The sequence below is a fragment of the Rhodococcus sp. IEGM 1381 genome (genome assembly GCF_030056795.1).
In the GTDB taxonomy this organism is placed as follows: domain Bacteria; phylum Actinomycetota; class Actinomycetes; order Mycobacteriales; family Mycobacteriaceae; genus Rhodococcoides.
Map to the genome: position 1 here is coordinate 115428 of NZ_JASHKQ010000010.1, position 17415 is coordinate 132842.

General features: G+C 63.9%; 21 protein-coding genes. 6 read left to right on the top strand and 15 right to left on the bottom strand.

Features of this window, described 5'->3' with window-relative positions; translation table 11 throughout:
- The first annotated feature begins 107 nt into the window (after window positions 1-107).
- Complete coding sequence (locus QM797_RS19735) at window positions 108-1772, top strand: FAD-binding dehydrogenase (protein ID WP_283277359.1); 1665 nt, start codon at window positions 108-110, stop codon at window positions 1770-1772.
- Complete coding sequence (locus tag QM797_RS19740) at window positions 1769-2695, top strand: MBL fold metallo-hydrolase (protein ID WP_283277360.1); 927 nt, start codon at window positions 1769-1771, stop codon at window positions 2693-2695. Before QM797_RS19735 ends, QM797_RS19740 begins: the two co-directional genes overlap by 4 nt.
- A gap of 233 nt (window positions 2696-2928) precedes the next feature.
- On the opposite strand, the gene QM797_RS19745 is transcribed toward QM797_RS19740, so the two are convergent.
- The gene (locus tag QM797_RS19745) at window positions 2929-3165 is read right to left on the bottom strand and encodes a hypothetical protein (protein WP_283277361.1); all 237 of its coding nucleotides are present in this window, start codon (window positions 3163-3165) and stop codon (window positions 2929-2931) included.
- A gap of 77 nt (window positions 3166-3242) precedes the next feature.
- The gene (locus QM797_RS19750; protein WP_283277362.1) at window positions 3243-3683 is read right to left on the bottom strand and encodes a LuxR C-terminal-related transcriptional regulator; all 441 of its coding nucleotides are present in this window, start codon (window positions 3681-3683) and stop codon (window positions 3243-3245) included.
- A 163-nt stretch (window positions 3684-3846) separates the two neighbouring features.
- Between QM797_RS19750 and QM797_RS19755 the strand changes: the two genes are divergently transcribed.
- Window positions 3847-5091, top strand: a complete 1245-nt coding sequence (locus tag QM797_RS19755) for a TetR/AcrR family transcriptional regulator (RefSeq protein WP_283277363.1) — start codon at window positions 3847-3849, stop codon at window positions 5089-5091.
- A 19-nt stretch (window positions 5092-5110) separates the two neighbouring features.
- Here QM797_RS19755 and QM797_RS19760 read toward each other — a convergent pair whose 3' ends face one another.
- From QM797_RS19760 to QM797_RS19790, 7 genes are all read right to left on the bottom strand, one after another.
- Window positions 5111-6379, bottom strand: a complete 1269-nt coding sequence (locus QM797_RS19760; RefSeq protein WP_283277364.1) for a PP2C family protein-serine/threonine phosphatase — start codon at window positions 6377-6379, stop codon at window positions 5111-5113.
- 16 nt (window positions 6380-6395) lie between these two features.
- Entirely contained in the window at window positions 6396-6869 is a 474-nt protein-coding gene (locus QM797_RS19765; RefSeq protein ID WP_283277365.1) for an ATP-binding protein, read from the bottom strand.
- Between the two features lie 7 nt (window positions 6870-6876).
- Window positions 6877-7266, bottom strand: a complete 390-nt coding sequence (locus QM797_RS19770; protein ID WP_283277366.1) for an STAS domain-containing protein — start codon at window positions 7264-7266, stop codon at window positions 6877-6879.
- Between the two features lie 31 nt (window positions 7267-7297).
- Window positions 7298-7654: an STAS domain-containing protein gene (locus QM797_RS19775; protein ID WP_283277367.1), complete on the bottom strand. Its 357-nt coding sequence runs from the start codon at window positions 7652-7654 to the stop codon at window positions 7298-7300.
- A gap of 157 nt (window positions 7655-7811) precedes the next feature.
- Complete coding sequence (locus QM797_RS19780; RefSeq protein WP_283277368.1) at window positions 7812-9404, bottom strand: phytoene desaturase family protein; 1593 nt, start codon at window positions 9402-9404, stop codon at window positions 7812-7814.
- Window positions 9401-10720, bottom strand: a complete 1320-nt coding sequence (locus tag QM797_RS19785) for an APC family permease (protein ID WP_283277369.1) — start codon at window positions 10718-10720, stop codon at window positions 9401-9403. The genes QM797_RS19780 and QM797_RS19785 overlap by 4 nt, the downstream gene beginning before the upstream one ends.
- Window positions 10717-11154, bottom strand: a complete 438-nt coding sequence (locus QM797_RS19790; protein ID WP_283277370.1) for an SRPBCC family protein — start codon at window positions 11152-11154, stop codon at window positions 10717-10719. The genes QM797_RS19785 and QM797_RS19790 overlap by 4 nt, the downstream gene beginning before the upstream one ends.
- A gap of 198 nt (window positions 11155-11352) precedes the next feature.
- Here QM797_RS19790 and thiD point away from each other — a divergent pair, with 198 nt between their 5' ends.
- Both thiD and QM797_RS19800 read left to right on the top strand, forming a co-directional pair.
- A complete protein-coding gene (gene thiD, locus QM797_RS19795) occupies window positions 11353-12144 on the top strand; it encodes a bifunctional hydroxymethylpyrimidine kinase/phosphomethylpyrimidine kinase (RefSeq protein WP_283277371.1) in 792 nt (263 codons plus the stop codon).
- Window positions 12145-12246: 102 nt separating this feature from the next.
- Window positions 12247-12552, top strand: coding sequence for a hypothetical protein (locus tag QM797_RS19800; RefSeq protein WP_283277372.1), 306 nt, complete (start codon window positions 12247-12249; stop codon window positions 12550-12552).
- Window positions 12553-12601: 49 nt separating this feature from the next.
- Here the strand turns inward: QM797_RS19800 and QM797_RS19805 are convergent, their stop codons facing one another.
- The 6 genes from QM797_RS19805 to QM797_RS19830 all read right to left on the bottom strand — a co-directional run bounded on the left by QM797_RS19805 (window position 12602) and on the right by QM797_RS19830 (window position 16069).
- Window positions 12602-12829, bottom strand: coding sequence for a hypothetical protein (locus QM797_RS19805; RefSeq protein ID WP_283277373.1), 228 nt, complete (start codon window positions 12827-12829; stop codon window positions 12602-12604).
- Between the two features lie 28 nt (window positions 12830-12857).
- Entirely contained in the window at window positions 12858-13115 is a 258-nt protein-coding gene (locus QM797_RS19810; RefSeq protein ID WP_283277374.1) for a lipopolysaccharide assembly protein LapA domain-containing protein, read from the bottom strand.
- 90 nt (window positions 13116-13205) lie between these two features.
- The gene (locus QM797_RS19815) at window positions 13206-13376 is read right to left on the bottom strand and encodes a CsbD family protein (protein ID WP_027495724.1); all 171 of its coding nucleotides are present in this window, start codon (window positions 13374-13376) and stop codon (window positions 13206-13208) included.
- A 117-nt stretch (window positions 13377-13493) separates the two neighbouring features.
- Window positions 13494-14300, bottom strand: coding sequence for a transglutaminase-like domain-containing protein (locus tag QM797_RS19820; RefSeq protein WP_283277383.1), 807 nt, complete (start codon window positions 14298-14300; stop codon window positions 13494-13496).
- 85 nt (window positions 14301-14385) lie between these two features.
- The gene (locus QM797_RS19825; protein ID WP_283277375.1) at window positions 14386-15405 is read right to left on the bottom strand and encodes an LLM class flavin-dependent oxidoreductase; all 1020 of its coding nucleotides are present in this window, start codon (window positions 15403-15405) and stop codon (window positions 14386-14388) included.
- A gap of 82 nt (window positions 15406-15487) precedes the next feature.
- Complete coding sequence (locus QM797_RS19830) at window positions 15488-16069, bottom strand: TetR/AcrR family transcriptional regulator (protein WP_283277376.1); 582 nt, start codon at window positions 16067-16069, stop codon at window positions 15488-15490.
- 95 nt (window positions 16070-16164) lie between these two features.
- On the opposite strand from QM797_RS19830, the gene QM797_RS19835 reads away from it, so the two are divergent.
- On the top strand, window positions 16165-17307 hold the full coding sequence (locus QM797_RS19835) for an acyl-CoA dehydrogenase family protein (RefSeq protein ID WP_283277377.1): 1143 nt from the start codon (window positions 16165-16167) through the stop codon (window positions 17305-17307).
- Window positions 17308-17415 lie beyond the last annotated feature (108 nt).

Sequence of the window (17415 nt, forward strand, 5' to 3'; positions counted from 1 at the left end):
TCACTGAGTGATAAACCCTATCGTCATTCGCGTCGATTTCCTTGAGTTCCGGTGCTGACGACAGCACAGTCGAGTGAGACAGGCTGGTCGAGCAGAAGAGTGGGGCAATGGACGCAGATGTGATCGTGGTGGGGGCAGGCTTGGCCGGACTGGTGGCAACCGCCGAATTGGCCGACGCCGGAAAGCGAGTGCTCCTCCTCGACCAGGAGCCCGAGCAGAATCTGGGCGGTCAGGCGTTCTGGTCCCTGGGCGGACTGTTCATGGTCGACACCCCTGAACAGCGTCGCATGGGAATCAAGGATTCTGCTGAGCTGGCCTGGCAGGACTGGCTCGGCACCGCGACCTTCGATCGCGGTATCGACGATCCCGCAGGCGAGGACTACTGGGGTCACCAGTGGGCGCGCGCGTATCTCGATTTCGCCGCGGGGGAGAAGCGCTCCTGGCTGCACGCGCAGGGCGTGCGGTGGGTACCCATCGTCGGGTGGGCCGAGCGTGGAGGCTACCTCGCCGAGGGGCACGGCAATTCGGTTCCGCGCTTCCACCTGACCTGGGGTACCGGGCCTGGGGTCGTCGCACCGTTCGAGCGCCGCGTCCGCGAGGCCGCCGACAAAGGGCTGGTGCGCTTCGGTTTTCGTCACCGGGTCGACGAGTTCATCGTCGATGCCGGCACAGTCGGGGGAGTCCGCGGCGCAGTTCTCGAACCCAGCGCAGCGGAACGCGGTGCGGGCAGTACCCGCGTCGAGGTGGGCGAGTTCGAGCTGCGTGCCGGAGCTGTGCTCGTCACTGCGGGCGGCCTCGGAGCCAACCACGATCTGGTGCGGGAGAACTGGCCGGCCCGCCTGGGAACAGCTCCGAAGTCCCTGATCTCGGGGGTGCCCGAACACGTCGACGGCCGCATGCTCGGCATCACCGAGAAGGTCGGCGGCCGTCTGGTCAACAAGGACCGCATGTGGCATTACACCGAGGGCATCAAGAACTGGAACCCGATCTGGAAGAACCACGGAATCAGGATCATTCCCGGGCCGTCGTCCATGTGGTTCGACGCGCGTGGTCGACGCTTCCCGGTTCCCAACTTCCCCGGATTCGACACTCTCGGAACGTTGAAAGCCATCCAGGACAGTGGATTCGAGTATTCCTGGTTCGTCCTCACTCAAAAGATCATCGAGAAGGAATTCGCGCTCTCGGGATCGGAGCAGAACCCGGACATCACCGGCAAGGACCTCAAGCTCGTTCTCGGCCGAGTGTTGCCCGGTGCCAGCGGACCGGTCGAAGCGTTCAAGAAGAACGGGGAGGATTTCGTCGTCGCCGACACCCTCGGCGAGCTCGTGCAGGGAATGAACAAGATCACCGGCGAAAACCTGATCGACGGTGGTGACCTGAAACGGCAGATCGAAGCTCGCGACCGTGAGGTAGACAACCCGTTCACCAAGGACCTGCAGGTCTCCGCGATTCACAATTCCCGTCGATCGCGTGGAGAGCGCATCGCCCGTACCGCCTCGTTGCACAAGATTCTCGATCCCAAATCGGGGCCGTTGATTGCGGTGCGGTTGAACATCATCACCCGAAAGACACTGGGCGGAATCCAAACCGACCTACAGGGGCGGGTTCTCGACAGTGCTGGACAGGCGATCGACGGCCTGTGGGCGGCGGGCGAGATCGCCGGATTCGGCGGCGGTGGAGTGCACGGATATCGCTCGTTGGAGGGAACGTTCCTGGGCGGGTGCATCTTCGGGGGCCGCCAGGCCGGACGTGCGCTCGCAGCGCAGGCGTGACGGTGTTCCGACGCTTCGGTCGGCCCCCGTTGCCGGGCCCGTCGGAGATTGCCACCACCGCGTCGGCAACTCCTCGCTCGCCGGTGACAGGGTCCTTCCTCGGTGTCAGTACGGTGTTGTTCGACGACGGCGAATCTGCCATTCTCACCGATGGATTCTTCTCGCGCCCGTCGCTGGCGAGAACCCTTGTGCTGCCGCTTCGTTCCGACCTGCAGCGGATCGACGCTGCCCTACGCAGAGCAGGGATCACCTCGCTCGACGCTGTTCTGTGTGCCCACTCCCATTACGATCACGCACTCGATTCAGCGGTGGTGGCTCTACGAACCGGGGCGGTTCTCGCCGGTGGTTCCTCGACCGGTTTCATCGGGCAGGGTTCCGACCTGCCGGACGACCGCATCGTCGTGGTCGAGAACGGTGAAACGACCGAGCATGGGAATTTTGCCGTGACCTTCTTCGAATCCGTTCACTCGCATCCGGATCGAGCGCACGGGGAGATCGAGCGAGCACTGAGCCAGCCCGCTCGGGTCAGCGAGTATCGGTGCGGCGAGGCGTGGTCGATGCTGATCGAACACGTTCCCAGCGGCCGGACCGCACTCGTCCACAGTAGCGCCGGTTTCCGGGTCGGCATGCTCGACGGCAGCCACGCAAACGTGGTCTACCTGTCGATAGGCCAACTCGGCCGGCAATCGCGAGCGTTCATCGAGCAGTATTGGCTCGAGACGGTCTCGGCCGTCGGTGCCCGGCGCGTGGTTTTGACGCACTGGGACAACTTCTTTCGGCCTCTGGACAGGCCCCTGCATGCACTCCCGTACGCCTTCGACGACATGACTGCCTCGATTGCCGTGCTGGCCGACTGCGCGCGGCGAGACGGAATCGTCCTCGAGCTACCGACGCTGTGGCGACGTGCGGACCCGTGGGCCTGAGAACGCGTCTGCTCGCGTGATCCTCGATCGAGTCGACGATTGTTCGTGCGCACAGAACAGGGTCGTCGATCATCGGAACATGACCCACGCCCGGCACAGTGACGAACCGAGCCCGAGGCAGGCGTTGCCGGGCAATGGGGACGAACTCCGCGGGCGGAAAGATACGATCTCGATCGGCATCCGCTGAATTCTCGGGACCGTCCGCTGCGCGGTAGCGCAGATAGGAGAGCCGGTCACACTCCGTCGGGTGTGGCCCCGACTCGGCCGGGAGCGGTGCGTCGAGACCGACGACCGTCGCCGCGACGCCGGTCACGGGTGACCACGACGAGATCTCGCGTTCGGTGCGGCCCGGCGTCGACTCGGCAGCTACCGACGACGGAATCGCCACTGCAACCGATACCGCGAGTGCAGTGCATACAGCTGAACGAACGAGCGAGCGAGCGCAGCGCGGATTCCCCGAGAATTGTCATGGCCCCCACTATCGGCATCAGTACATCGTGCGTCTGGAAACCTAGCACCGAACTGTGCGACGGTCAGTCGCTCTCGGTCACAGATCGTCGAGGGCGACCAGGCCGTCCTGCAGTGCTCTCACCACGAGCGACGCTTTGGTCGGCGCGGCCCGACCGACACCGGCATACTTCGCACGAATGCGGGACAGATGAGTATTGACGGTGCCCAGCGCGATGTGCAGAACCGCACATACTTCCTGCTTCGAGTCGCAGCGCAACCAGGCACCCAGAACGGCGATCTCACGCGCGGTCAGGCCGGGGTCGGCGAATGCCGTGGCCTCCGACGTCGACCGAGGCTTTTCGGCGACCGGGTTCGCGGCAGTCCTGGACCGCACGGCCGAGGCGCTGCGACGAGGCGCAAAACACGGAGAGGGGTGGATCGCCGAACCGGACGGCCTGGTGATCGCCGTGGTCGATACATCCGTGTTCGTTGCGTGCATGGCATCCGACCCGTCGTCCGTCTTGGGTGTTTCGAACATCCGACCACGCCGAGAAATATGAAACAACACCATCGCATTCGAGGAAGTTCACCCGAATTTAGGTACTTCTACAACGAAGTTTATAAACATATAAAACGTGTTCCGATGTGCGTATTGCTAGAGTCCATTGTCCATCGGATCGAACATCAGTAGGCGGTCGTCGTTGAGCACGAAATCCACACCACGCGAACAATTGCTGCGGGCGGGTTCACGATTGCTGACCGATCTCGATATGTCGGTGCTGGCGAGATCGTTGTCCATTGCCGCGGTCGTCGAAGAAGCAGGACTGTCGCATCAGACTTTTCACAACGCTTATCCCGGGTCCTCCCGCTCCGGGGAGCGCGGGGGCAAGGAAGCGTTCGTCGAAGACCTCCTCGCCCACGTGACGCTTCAGTATTCACCCCAGGACGGCGACGCCGATCAGCCGTTGTCGGACCTCGCGGCCTACTTCGAGCAACTGAACGCCGGATTGCTGCGCAGGAAGATGATCGGTGCCATGATCGCCTCCGATCATGCCGGCGCCCGTTCTTCGTTGGCACCCGACTTCGACGCCATCGACCACGCCGTCGAGGGCGCCGTCCGGCACAAGCTACGCGCGCTCGGTGGTTCGGTGAGAACACCGCTGACGGTGGCCGAACTGTCCACCGTTCTCGTCGCTCTGCTCGACGGGCTCGCGCTTCAGGAGAACCTCAGCCCGGGAACGATGTCAGCGGCACGAGTGTCCGCGGCCATCGATTCGCTGCTGGACTGGGCGGTGGACCCGGTGCACTCGGATCGACGGGAGCGCATCACAGTGCCGGCGGGTGGCCATCCTTCGCTCGAAGGCCTCGATCATTCACGGGTCGATGTCGAATCCGATGTCATCGCGGCGACCGAGACGCTGTTCGCTGAGCATGGATATTTCTCGGTCACACTCGCGGATATTGCTGAAGCCTCCGCGCTCACCGTCACCGACCTCAAGCGCCTCTTTCCGAGCAAGGTGGACATCATCGTCGCCGCGCTCACCCCGGAATTCGAGCGGGTTCTCCGGCTCGGTCGTGCGGACGCGAGATTGGAGGTGAAACCCGTTGTCGCGCTGACTCGTTCGGTGACGCGGTTGGCGGAGTTCGTGGCACGCAACCGCGCCATGAGTTCGGGAATGCTACTTGCGTTGAGCTTCGAGCAGTTTCACGAGCCCGGCACCGTGACCACCATCCGGGAGCACCTTCCGGTGCCGTCGGCGCTCACCCCGATCCTCGAAAGCGGCCAGCGCAGAGGCGACTTTGCCACCGAGGCGTCTGCGAGCGAATTGGCAACGATGCTCGCCAACAACGTGGTGATCAGATCGGTCACGCGGTCTGCAGAACCTCCGGAGGACGTCACCGACAACGTCTTGAAGGTGTTCCTGTCCGGAATATTGCCTCGCTGATCGATGCCGGCCGCGAAGGCTATGCGTCGAGGGAATCGGCAGCGGTGCCTGCAGGGGGGACCTCGAAGGCGAGCAGCGCCACATCGTCTTGAAGTCCGTCGCCGAACGACGCCAGCAGCGTGGTGAGGTCGTCGACGAGCTTCGGAGCGGTGGTCGGGCCCTTACCTGCTACGAAGGCCTCCAGGCTCCCGTCATCGTCGAAGCGAGTTCGGCCGGGACCGACGATGGCCTCGGTCAGGCCATCGGTGTAGAACGCCATGACGTCACCGGGCTGCAGTGTGACCGACGCCGACACGAAGTGGGGCTCGGACAGGGCTCCGACGAGCTGGCCACCGGTAGTGTCGACGAAATCGACTCCGGCATCGTGAGTTATGCGTATCGCAGGAGGGTGCCCGCCGCTTGCAAGGTGCACCGATGCGCCGTTCGGTCGCGGAGTGATGGTGCCGAACACCACCGTGCAGAACCTCGGGTCGTCGCCGTGAAACTCGTGGTGCAGAACAGTGTTGAGGTTCTCCAACACCGAGACCGGGTCGCGGTCGAATACTGCCGCGGCACGCAAGGTGTACCGGGTCAGAGACGTGACGGCGGCGGCACCGGCACCCTTGCCGCTGACGTCACCGAGGAAGAAGCCCCAGGTGTCTTTGTCGAGTGGAAAAACGTCGTAGAAGTCTCCACCGACTTCGTCGAGGGACGCTGGGTGGTAGTGCGCTGCGACGTTCATTCCGGTCGGAGCGGAGAGGATCGGCGGTAGGAGTGTCCGCTGAAGCGTCGACGCCAAGATCTGAACCTGGGTCCGCTCGGCCTCGGCCAGCTTTCGTGCTTCCTCGGATTGCCCCAGTGCGTCCTGAGATCTGTCGAGAGCTGCCTCGGCATCGTCCTGCGCCGCCTCGGCGTTCCTTCTGGCGTCTACCAAGTCCTTTTCATGGACGCGACGTTCGGTCTCGTTGTGCAGCGTCATTGTGACGGTCGTGGCACCGGACTTCGCGCGAAGACTGTTCGCCAACATCGATACTGCCGTCGAGGACGCGCTCCCCGGTCCACCCTTCAGTTGCGCCGTCGCCCCGATCGGTGAGTCGGAGTCGGAAGCCGCGACGAGAAGTTGGGCCAACACCGGCGCGAACTCGGAGCCGAACAGCTCTGCCGCAGGGGTTCCCACAAGGGCGTCCCGGCTACGGGTGGTGATACGAGCTGCGGCCGCGTTAGCGTACAGAATCTTGCCGCTGACGACGTCGACGGAAAACACTCCGCAGGGTGCGGAGGCGAGTAGTTCGGCAGCCGTTGCGGTCATGTGCACTCATTCCGAGTCAGTAAGGGCGGTCGGTTGATTCGGTGCGGACGGCCGCGGCGAGCGGCTTGCTCCATATCGCGGTCACCACGGTGCCGAGGCCGGGCCGATGATCGACCGACAGGTTGTCCGACACCGCAGCGGCGAGCTGCAGACCGTGACTGCGACCGGTTGTCGGAGTCGGTGGTTGCCATGTTCCGGTGTCGGAAACGGTCACGGTCAGTGTCTCGTGTTCGTACGCCGCGGTGATCGTCATCGTTCCGGGCTCGGGTGCCGAGCGGTAGGCGTGTTCGACGACGTTTGCGAGCGCCTCGTAGACCCCGAGCACGATGTCGTCCACCAGTGCTCTGTTCACACCCAGTCCGAGCACCCAACTGTGCAGCCGCCGTCGAATGGTGGTCGCCACCGTCGACTCGGCCTGCGCCGTATGCGTCCACCGCTGTGGGAGGGACCCGGGTTTGCTTGCGGTCACGATCGACGACCCGATCGGCATCGGCGGCTCATCGACCGACCTCGGCGTCGGAAGCCGACGACCGCACGTGTGCCACAGCGTCCGGAACAGTGGTGAACGTGGCCATCACGCGATCAATGCCGCTGAGTTGTACGGGCCGCACGACGACACCGCTCACGGCCACCAGCGCCATCCGAGAGGCCTCGGGCAAACGATCGCACACTCGCACCAGCACGGTGATTGCGCTCGACGACAGGAAGCTCACGTCGGTCAGATCCACGACGAGCCCCCCTGCTGCAGAATCGGCCGCGGGAAACGCGGTGGCGGACAGTTCGGGGATGGTATCGAGATCCAATTCGCCTCGAACGGTGAGCACTGTCGCCGAGTCGTGCTCGGCCGACACGATCTCGAACGGTCCTCCGGTCGGCTCCTCTGACATGACCTCGACGTTACCTGCTATCGAGTCCGATTCACGACCGGAAGTCGTCGACCACCAGCGCGCCTGCGCCGAGCACGTCCAGAACCATGCGCACCGAACGTGCGGGCGCGAGGACCGCGATCTTGCCCGGATGTACGTACGTGGCGTCGATGATCGCGTTGGCGACTCCGGAGTACATGAACGACACCTCCGACAGGTCGACCGTCACGTGGTCGGAAGTGACCGCAAGGCGGTCGAGGCCGTACACGAATTCGGCCCGGGTGGACATGTCCAGCTCGCCGAAGGCGCGCAGGGTGTTCCTGCCGTCCGGACTCGACACGGTCTCCAGGCGGAAGACGCCTTCGCCGTCGAGAATGGAGCGTTCCATGGTTGCGGTGCTCGTCAGCATGTCCCTACCTCTTCCCCGAAGCGCTCGTCCCGGTCGGTGTACCCGAAGGGTGCGAGACGCTGAGTTGTTGTGCTTTCAACAATGTCAGCGCCCAGTTGCGGAAGGCTCAGTCCAAGATCTCGAAAGGGTAACGAAAAGTCACGGTTCGGTAACGACGTCACCTGGCCAGTAACTCGATGAGTGAACTGCTGATCTTCTTCTTCATCCAGCCGCGTACGCCGCGCTGCCCGAGCGCTGCCCGAGCAGCGTTGAGGCCCGGTGCCCCGTGCACCCCGCCGCCGGGGTGCGCCGACGCAGAACCCAGAAACAGTCCCTCGACGGGGGTCTCCGACCGCCCCAGCCCTGGCGTCGGCCGAAATATCAACTGCTGCTGCAGCTGTGCGGTCCCGCCGTTCACCGCTCCACCGAACAGGTTGGCGTCGGCTCCGTGCAGATCGCTCGGTCGCTGCACGACCCGCCCGACTACCGAATCCAGAAAGCCCGGTGCATGCGAGTCGAGGACGAGGTCCACACGGTCGGCGACAGTGTCGGCCGCTGCATCGTCGACCACCCCTCGCGGCAGATGCGTGTAGGCCCAGGCGCTTTCGGTGCCCTCCGGCGACCTGCTTCGATCGGTGGTCGTCATCTGGCCGAAGAGCATGAACGGGCTCTGCGGGAGCACTCCGGTGGTGAGGTCTGCTGCCCAATGCACGAGACCGTTGTCGTCCGCTCCCAGGTGAACCGTTCCGGCGTCGGCCAATGACGGTGAATTCCAGGGGATTCGACGATCGAGGGCGTAATTCACCTTGACTACAGGGGTGTCCCACTCGAAGTTGCGTAGGTCGTCGTGGACACGACGTGGAATCGCGTCGAACGGCAGCAGTGAGCCGTACAGCGCAGGTGCCGACACATCTGCCACGATTGCTCGGCGTGCGCGGAACGTGTCTCCGGCCGCGGTGTGCACTGCGCGAGCGCGGCCGCCGCGTACGTCGATGGATTCGACCGATTGTCCACACTCGAGCCGCGCACCCGATGCGGCACCGCGGCGTACGAGTGCAGCGGTCAACGCCGACGAGCCACCGACCGGCGCTGGATAGCCGACGTCCTGGGCGAGCATTGTCAGCAGGTAGCCCATCATTCCGCTGACCGGGGCATCGGTCGGGACGTCACCGTGCATGGCGTTGCCCAGCAGCAGGCAGCGAGCAGCTTCGCTGTGGAACAGTTCGTGCGCCATCACCCGGGCGGGAAGGGCCGCAAATCGCACGAAACGCAGTGTCTCGGGCACTCCTAGGGCACGGACCAGTCGGGCTGCGGGTGCCACGGGCGGAAACGGCCCGAACAGCGAACCGAGGAGCGGTGTGCGAATGCGTTCCCACTGCTCGAACAGCCGCAGCCAGGTGTCGCCGTCTCGAGCGTCGTGTTCGGACAACAGAGCGGCGGTGGTTTCGACGTTGTGATGTACGACCGGGGCGTCTGTGTCGTGAGCCGACCTCGCGTGGCCGTACACCGCAGGGGAGTGCGACCACTGCAACCCGTGTCGCTCCAGCTCGAGTGCCGTCATGGCGGGCGACGCGAGCGCCATCGGGTAGAAGGCGCTGAAGAGATCGCAGGTGAACCCGGGAACCAACTCTGCACTGCGCACAGCGCCGCCGGGATGTTCGACAGCTTCGAGGACCACGACGTCCCAGCCGGCGTCCGCCATCGCCGCGGCCGCCACCAATCCGTTGTGGCCGCTGCCGATCACGATTGCGTCGACCTCGGTGGTCGTCATCGTGAGGTACTCCTTTGCTCGATCGCGGTCTTCCTGGTCAGCACAGTACCGGCGAAATACAGCGCGACTCCTACAGCGAGAAGCAGCCCGGCGCGAAGCCACGTCGCTCCCGACTGTTGAGTCAGCAGCACCGCGCAGGTGATCAGCGCCAGCACCGGAAGTGCTGTGGGCGTTCGGAAGTGGTCGGTGTCTGCGCGATCGCCGCGGAGGACGAGTACCGCGACGTTGGTGCTGACGAAGACGAACAACAAGAGCAGTACGACGGTTTCGGCCAGCGCCGCCACGGAACCCGTGGTGCACAGGATCATTGCGACGACGGTGGTGGCCACGATGGCAATCCACGGTGTCTTTCGACCGGGCAGAACCTTGGCCAGCGCTCCGGGGAGCAAACCGTCGCGCGCCATCCCGAATGTCAGTCGCGATGCCATGATCATCGTGAGCAACGCGCCGTTGGCCACCGCGACGAGTGCGACGAGGCTGAACACCCACGGCGGGATACCGGCGTCCGCAGCGGCGACGACCTCGAGCAGTGGGCCGGTGGATTGCGACAGTGTCTCGGCCGGCACGACGGTCGAGACTGCGAGACCGACGAGCACATAGACGACACCGGCTACTGTCACGGCACCGAGCAGCGCTCGTGGATAGACCCGGCGCACGTCTTCGACCTCTTCGGCGATGTTGGCCGAGGTTTCGAAGCCTACGAAGGAATAGAACGCGAGCAGAGCCGCGCCGAGCACGGCAAGTGTGGGGGTGGTCTCGTCGGTGAATTCGAGGACGCGAGACGGCACACCGTCACCGCGGCCGATGACGAGGCCGGCGAGCGCAACGATCACGACGAGCCCGGACACCTCGACGACCGTCATGACGAGGTTGGCCCGAAGCGACTCGGTGATGCCCCTCGCGTTGAGCAGCCCGACCAACAGCAGGAAGACCACCGCGGCGGGTACGGCCGGCACCTCGAGGAACACGCCCAGATAGTCACCCGAGAAGGCAAGCGCCAGCCCGGCCGCACTGGTGACGCCTGCGGCGAGCATCGAAAACCCGACGAGGAACGACACGAGCGGCTTTCCGTACGCCCGTTGCGCGAACACGGCTGCACCGCCCGCTCTTGGATACTTGGTGACCAACTCCGCGTACGAGGCTGCGGTGAGAAGTGCCATCAGCAGAGCGACGAGCATGGGAAGCCAGATGGCTCCGCCGACCTCGCCCGCGATTTCGCCCACGAGAGCGTAGATCCCGGCGCCGAGCACATCGCCGAGAATGAAGACGAACAGCATCCTTCCCGAAACTGCTTGTCGCAGTTGGGACTTGCTCATGGGGCCGTGGACCGCTCGGCGAGCAGGGCGAGCCGACGGAGCGCCTCGGCGTTGCGTGGATGCGCCAATAGGTGCTGTATCCGATTCGGCACCAGGTCGAAGGGCGCAGTGATCGCGTGCTCGATGATCTCGATGCGGCAACCGGTGGCAATCGGGTGCAGCCGCAGCGTGATCGAGGCTTTGCCGAACGGCAGCGCACGCGCCTCCAGTCGAATCTCACGTTCTACGTGAGTTCCCACCGAACGCGTGACGTCGCTCAGGACTGCGGGCCAGGCACCCACAGAGTGGTGGATCGCGGATCCTGCGGCGGGCCAAGTGTTGTCGACTGCGCGAATTCGGGACGCACCGACCACCCAGGTGGCGTACGTCCATCCGTTCGCGAGGACGTTCCACACGTCGTCGCAACTGGCTGTCGTATTTCTGCTCGTGGGCACGATTCGGCCTCCGAAATCTCGTTGTGTCGCGCAATCACGGATCGCGCGCCGCTGCTCCTGGGCTCGAAGTCGATGTACTGCGCGGCATCGGATCGTCGGGGAAACGATCCGAATTCGGCGTATGCCCCGAAACTGCCGGACCCAATCGGATGTCGACCACCTGGTGCACGGTCGATCCCGGATTGTCATACTGGGTGCATGTCGACAATCGCGTATGTCATCGCAGGTTCGGAAGCCACCGGCGGAGCCGGCCTGCAGGCAGACCTCAAGACATTCGAGCGGTTGGGGGTCTACGGGGTCGGCACCATCACGTGCATCGTCTCGTTCGATCCGAAGTCCGGCTGGGGCCACCGTTTCGTTCCCATCGACAGCTCGGTCATCGCCGATCAGATCGAAGTTGCCACTGCCGCACATGATCTCGATGTCGTCAAGATCGGCATGCTCGGTACCCCTGGCACTGTCGACACAGTGGCCAACTCGCTACGTCTGCAGCCGTGGCGGCACGTGGTGGTCGATCCGGTGTTGATCTGCAAGGGCCAGGAGCCAGGCTCGGCGCTCGACACCGACAACGCCCTCCGGCGCGACATTCTTCCGCTGGCCACAGTGATCACCCCCAACCTGTTCGAGGCGCAGACCTTGTCCGGAATGGCCGAGATCACCACCGTCGACGACCTGGGCGAAGCTGCGAAAAGAATTGCCGACCTCGGACCGCGCTTCGTGGTGGTCAAGGGTGGTGCAGGGCTGTCCGGCGACGAAGCCGTCGACGTCGTCTACGACGGGTCCGATCTGACGGTGCTCCGCGCTCCGAAGGTGGGCGAAGAACGGGTGTCGGGTGCGGGCTGCGTGTTCGCTGCGGCTATCACCGCAGAGTTGGCCAAGGGCGCGGACGTGGCCGATGCTGTCGCCACGGCCAAGGACTTCGCGCACGCCGGCATCGTCGGCCGACTGACGAGCAGTGCTCCGTTCGCTGCAGTGAGCTGGCACGACTGAGTGCCGCATCCGCTCGAGGTTTACCGCGGGTCACCAGTGGGCAGCCGATGTGGATGATTTGTCTCGAAAGAGACGAACGGTCCGCATCCGGAGAGGATCCACATGGCAGACGAGAACTCGAGCGAATCCGACGCCGGGGCACGCGACGACGATCGGACGACCCGCGGCCATGCGGGTGAGGCGATCGTCGACACGCGCAACTGGCCCGGCTACATCTGTATCGGAGTGGCGTTGGTGAGTCTCGGCCTCACCCTCACCGCGGCAGGGTACGGCTTCACCGGATGGGTGTGGATCGGGGCGATTGCGGTGCTGGTTCTGCTTGTGGCGGGCATCGCCCTTGTCCTGCTGGAACGCAAACGCGTCAAGGCTCAGGAAGGCAAGTCGCTGACCGATCCGGCTGGACATTGATCGCAGCCGGAGCGGCCGGTACAACCGGTCGGCGCACTCGTCGACCGGGCTAGCGACGGGATTGCTGGGACTTGTGCTCCTTTTTGCCCTGCGACTTGTCAGCTCGCCGTTGCGCGAATCTGCCGGCTGACTTCAAGCCCTTTGACACGAAATTGTCCTTGCCCGTTCGCTTTTCGAGGCTCTGCCCGGCGAAGGCCAAGAACCGGGCGAGGATGGGGAGCCCGATCGCGACGATGAGGTAGCGGTACAGGTACTTGCGTGCCAGCAAGGGAAGCATCGGAAGGATCCTCTCGTGGGGGAGTCGGTCAGCGAACTGCGCGTCGTACCTTCAGTGCGGCGGTGGCGGTCAGCGTGATGACAGCACCGACGACGGCTGCGCCGAGCAGGGAGACTCCTTGGCCGAGATCGAGGTTCCAACCCAGGAAGTTGATCGTGGTGTGCACGGTGTTCTGAAGTACGAAGATCACCAGTGCGGCGACCAGCACGAGTGTGATGAGCAGGGCGAGCTTCGAGGCGAATCCGCCGCGGCGCTTGGTGGTCGTGGTGTCGGTCGATGTGGTCATGAGGGGTTTTCCGTTCTCCGGCGTGAATGTGAGGTGAAGTGAAAGTGCCGCCGATCATCGAGATCGGCGGCACTCGATGAGCTGGGGTGGTTACTTGAAGGTGTCCTTGATGTTCTCGCCGACCTTCTTCACGCCTGCCGAACCCTGATCCTTCTTGCCCTCGGCCTCGAGGTCCTTGTTGTTCGTGGCATCGCCCACAACTTCCTTCGCCTTGCCGATGGCGTCTTCTGCTGCGTTCTTGGCCTTGTCGATGAAGCTCATGATGTTCGCCTTTCAGGTGGCTGTGAATGTTGGTAACCGCTAGACAGTCGGTTTTCGCGCGCGAAAACAAACGCCGCAGTGATGTAGTTCACATCACGGCGGCGTTCGGTCGAATGATCAGGTGAGGGAGACCAGCTCGGTGATGTCGTCATGGGGGAGCTCGCCGTCGACCACTGCGGTGACCACAAAACTGTTCAGCGTGATGGCACCCTTGTGGTTGTCCAGGAATGCGGTGTCGGCAGCATCGCGACCGACGGAGATCCGCACCAGCGTCGAGCGAGGGGCGAGGCAGGTGGCATCGACAACTCGCCATTGGCCGCCGACGAACGCCTCGGCGACGGCATGGAAGTCCATCGGATCGCAGCCGGGTGCGTACACCGCCACCAGGCGGGCCGGAACGTTGACCGCACGCAGCATGGCGACGACGAGGTGCGAGTAGTCCCGGCAGACGCCCTGTCCGGCGAGCAGCGTGTCGACAGCTCCGTCGATCGGATCACTGCTTCCCGGAACGTAATTCAGGCGAGCGCCGACCCACGCGGAAATTTTGGCGAGCAGTTCCTCGGAGTCCGCGTAGTCACCGAATTCGGTGGCGGCGAAACCGTAGAACTTGTCGGCCTCGGCGTACCTGCTCGGTCGGAGGTAGAGCGACATGTCGTAATCGGTGACCGGTGCCGGGGTGGTGTTACCCAGAATCGTGGCGTCGTACGAGACCTGCAGATTGCCGACGTCGGCCGGCATGACGTGAATTCGATTGCCGTGCGGCCCGCTCACTTCCTTCGCCTCGATGGGGTTGCCGTCGAGTACGAAAGACAGTGATTCGGTGACCGTCGTGCCCGGGTGCGGAGCAATCGCGATCTGGAATTCGAGCGTGGTGGCTGCGGTGATGTCTACATCGAGGCGCGCGGATACGTCGCGTTTGAGCACGGTAACTCCTGGCAGGTGGTGGTGGGTGAACGTGCTGCCAGTACCCGTATCCGCCGATACCAATCCCTTCTCGCTCTGCGAGTGGTCAGCGCCACCCCAGTGCGGGAGCGACATCACGGAGCAGTGTCTCGAGTACGTGCGCGCAGTAGTCGACGCCCAACTGGTTGGGAACGGTGAGCAGCAGCGTATCGGCGGCCGCTATCGCCTCGTCGGCAGCGAGTTGTTCGATCAGCCGATCGGGCTCGCCTGCGTACGTCTTGCCGAATCGAGCTTTGCCGCCGTCGAGGTAACCGACTTGATCGTCGCCGGTGCCCTCCCGGCCGAAGTAGGCACGATCGAGGTCGCTCACGATCGGAAAGATGCTGCGGCTCACAGACGTTCGCGGTGCGAAGTCGTGACCGGCGTCGCTCCACGTCTTGTGGAACCGTTCGATCTGCTCGGCCTGCAACTGATGGAAAGGTACTCCGGTGTCTTCGCTCAGCAGAGTCGAGCTCATCAGGTTCATTCCCTGGCGCGCTGTCCACTCGGCGGTCTCGCGGGTGCCTGCACCCCACCAGATGCGTTGACGCAAACCGGGGGAGTGCGGCTCGAGTCGCAGTAAGCCGGGTGGGTTGGGGAACATCGGCCGTGGATTGGGTTGTGCGAAGCCGTTGCCCTCGAGCAGATCGAGGTAGATGCGGGTGTGTTCGCGGGCCATGTCGGCGTGATCGGAGCCTTCGGCTGGTGCGTAGCCGAAGTAGCGGTAGCCCTCGATGACCTGCTCGGGCGATCCTCGGCTGATCCCGAGTTGTAGCCGCCCGCCGGAGATGAGATCGGCAGAGCCCGAGTCCTCGGCCATGTAGAACGGGTTCTCGTACCGCATATCGATGACGCCGGTCCCGATTTCGATGGTGCTCGTGCGGGCACCCACTGCGGCGAGCAGCGGAAACGGAGAGGCGAGTTGGTTGGCGAAGTGGTGAACCCGGTAGTACGCCCCGTCGGCTCCCAATTCTTCGGCCGCCACCGCGAGATCGATCGACTGCAACAGCACATCCGACGCCGATCGGGTCTGTGACTGCGGGGACGGGGACCAGTGTCCGAAGGACAGGAATCCGATCTTCTTCATCGCATGCTCTTTCGTTGAAGGATCAACTGTGTTCATAGGACCTCAGCGCACACCGGGGGTGATTCATTCCCCAGCTCCGGGCCTACGCTCCGATGCCTGCAGTCAATAGTTTCGCCAGTTCGAGGTAGGCGTCGCCGTCGCTCAGTCCCGTCAAGCGGAACACCTCGCGGGTCTGGATTCGCACCATGACCGACGAGGCGACATCGCCGACGAATGCGGCGTGGACGTCCCGCACTTCACCGCTCGCCACGCCCTCGCTGATCAACTCCTGAACGCGCCGGGCCGCGATTGCGGTGTTGCGCTCGTACACTGAACGAGCCGCTTCGAGCGATGCCAGATCGGTCATGAACTGTTCGGATGCCGTTTCCAGGGCCGCGCCGACGGCGGTGAGGTAAGTGGTGATGCGATTGCGGGTGCCGTCCACCTCGGCGACCGCGTTTTCGACCTGTGTGGTCATGGACTTGAAGTAGTGCACCGTGGCTCCGCCGACGAGCTGATCCTTGCTGGACGCCAGGGTATAGAGGGTGGATTTGGAGCAGCGGAGCCGTGCCGCGATGGTGTCGAGTGTCAGGTGCGCAAATCCCTCGGCCAAGAACAGGCTCACGAGTTGGTCGAAAAGCTCGGAACGGCGCGCCGTGGCATGCGAGGTCACGGGTGCGTTCACATCGAGGATGGTACTGCATCGACTTGTGCAGTACTGTGCATCAGTACTGCGGATCATCCCGCAGTACTGATGCTCGAAACTCCCGGAGGTTGTCCGTGCCCGTCGATCGCCTGTTGCCCACTGCCGAAGCGCGTGACCTCATTGCGCTCACCCGAGATGTGGCAGACAAGGTGCTCGACCCGATCGTCGACGATCACGAACGCCGGGAGACCTACCCGGATGGCGTGTTCGCGACGCTGGGCGAGGCAGGTCTGTTGAGCCTGCCGTACGCCGAGGAATGGGGCGGTGGCGGCCAACCGTACGAGGTCTACCTGCAGGTTCTCGAGGAACTGGCATCGCGCTGGGCGGCCGTTGCGGTCGCAGTGAGCGTGCACGGTCTGGCCTGCTATCCGGTGATGGCGTTCGGTACCGATCAGCAGAAGGAAGACAAGCTCCCCGGCATGCTCGGCGGAGGACAGATCGGTGCGTACTCGCTGTCCGAGGCCCAGGCCGGCTCGGATGCCGCTGCACTCACCTGCAAGGCAGCTGCTACCGATGGCGGCTACACCGTCAACGGATCGAAAGCGTGGATCACTCACGGCGGCAAGGCCGACTTCTACAACCTGTTCGCCCGCACCGGCCAAGGTTCGAAGGGCATCTCCTGCTTCCTGGTCCCGAACGGAACCGATGGGCTGAGCTTCGGCAAGCCCGAGGAGAAGATGGGGTTGCATGCGATTCCGACGACCTCCGCGCACTACGACAACGTGCACGTCCCCACCGAATGGCGGATCGGAGCCGAAGGCCAAGGGCTTCAGATCGCCTTCAGTGCACTGGACGCCGGAAGGCTCGGAATTGCCGCTGTCGCAGTAGGAATCGCCCAGGCCGCACTCGACGATGCTGTGAAATACGCCCAGGAACGCACTGCGTTCGGCAAGAAGATCATCGACCATCAGGGGCTCGGCTTCGTACTGGCCGACATGGCGGCCGCGGTCGATTCCGCCCGCGCCACCTACCTCGATGCGGCCCGCCGCCGGGACGCAGGACTTCCATACTCCCGCAATGCTTCTGTGGCAAAACTGATCGCCACGGACGCAGCCATGAAGGTGACCACCGATGCGGTTCAGGTGTTCGGCGGCTATGGCTACACCAGGGACTTCCGCGTCGAGCGATACATGCGCGACGCCAAGATCACGCAGATCTTCGAGGGCACCAATCAGATTCAGCGTCTGGTGATCGCGCGCTCGCTCGCATCCAACTGACATTCGATTCTTCGCACCGAGAACGTAGGGGACACCTTCATGACAACGACCGAACCCGATATCCATACCACTGCGGGTAAATTGGCCGATCTTCGTAAACGTCTCGCG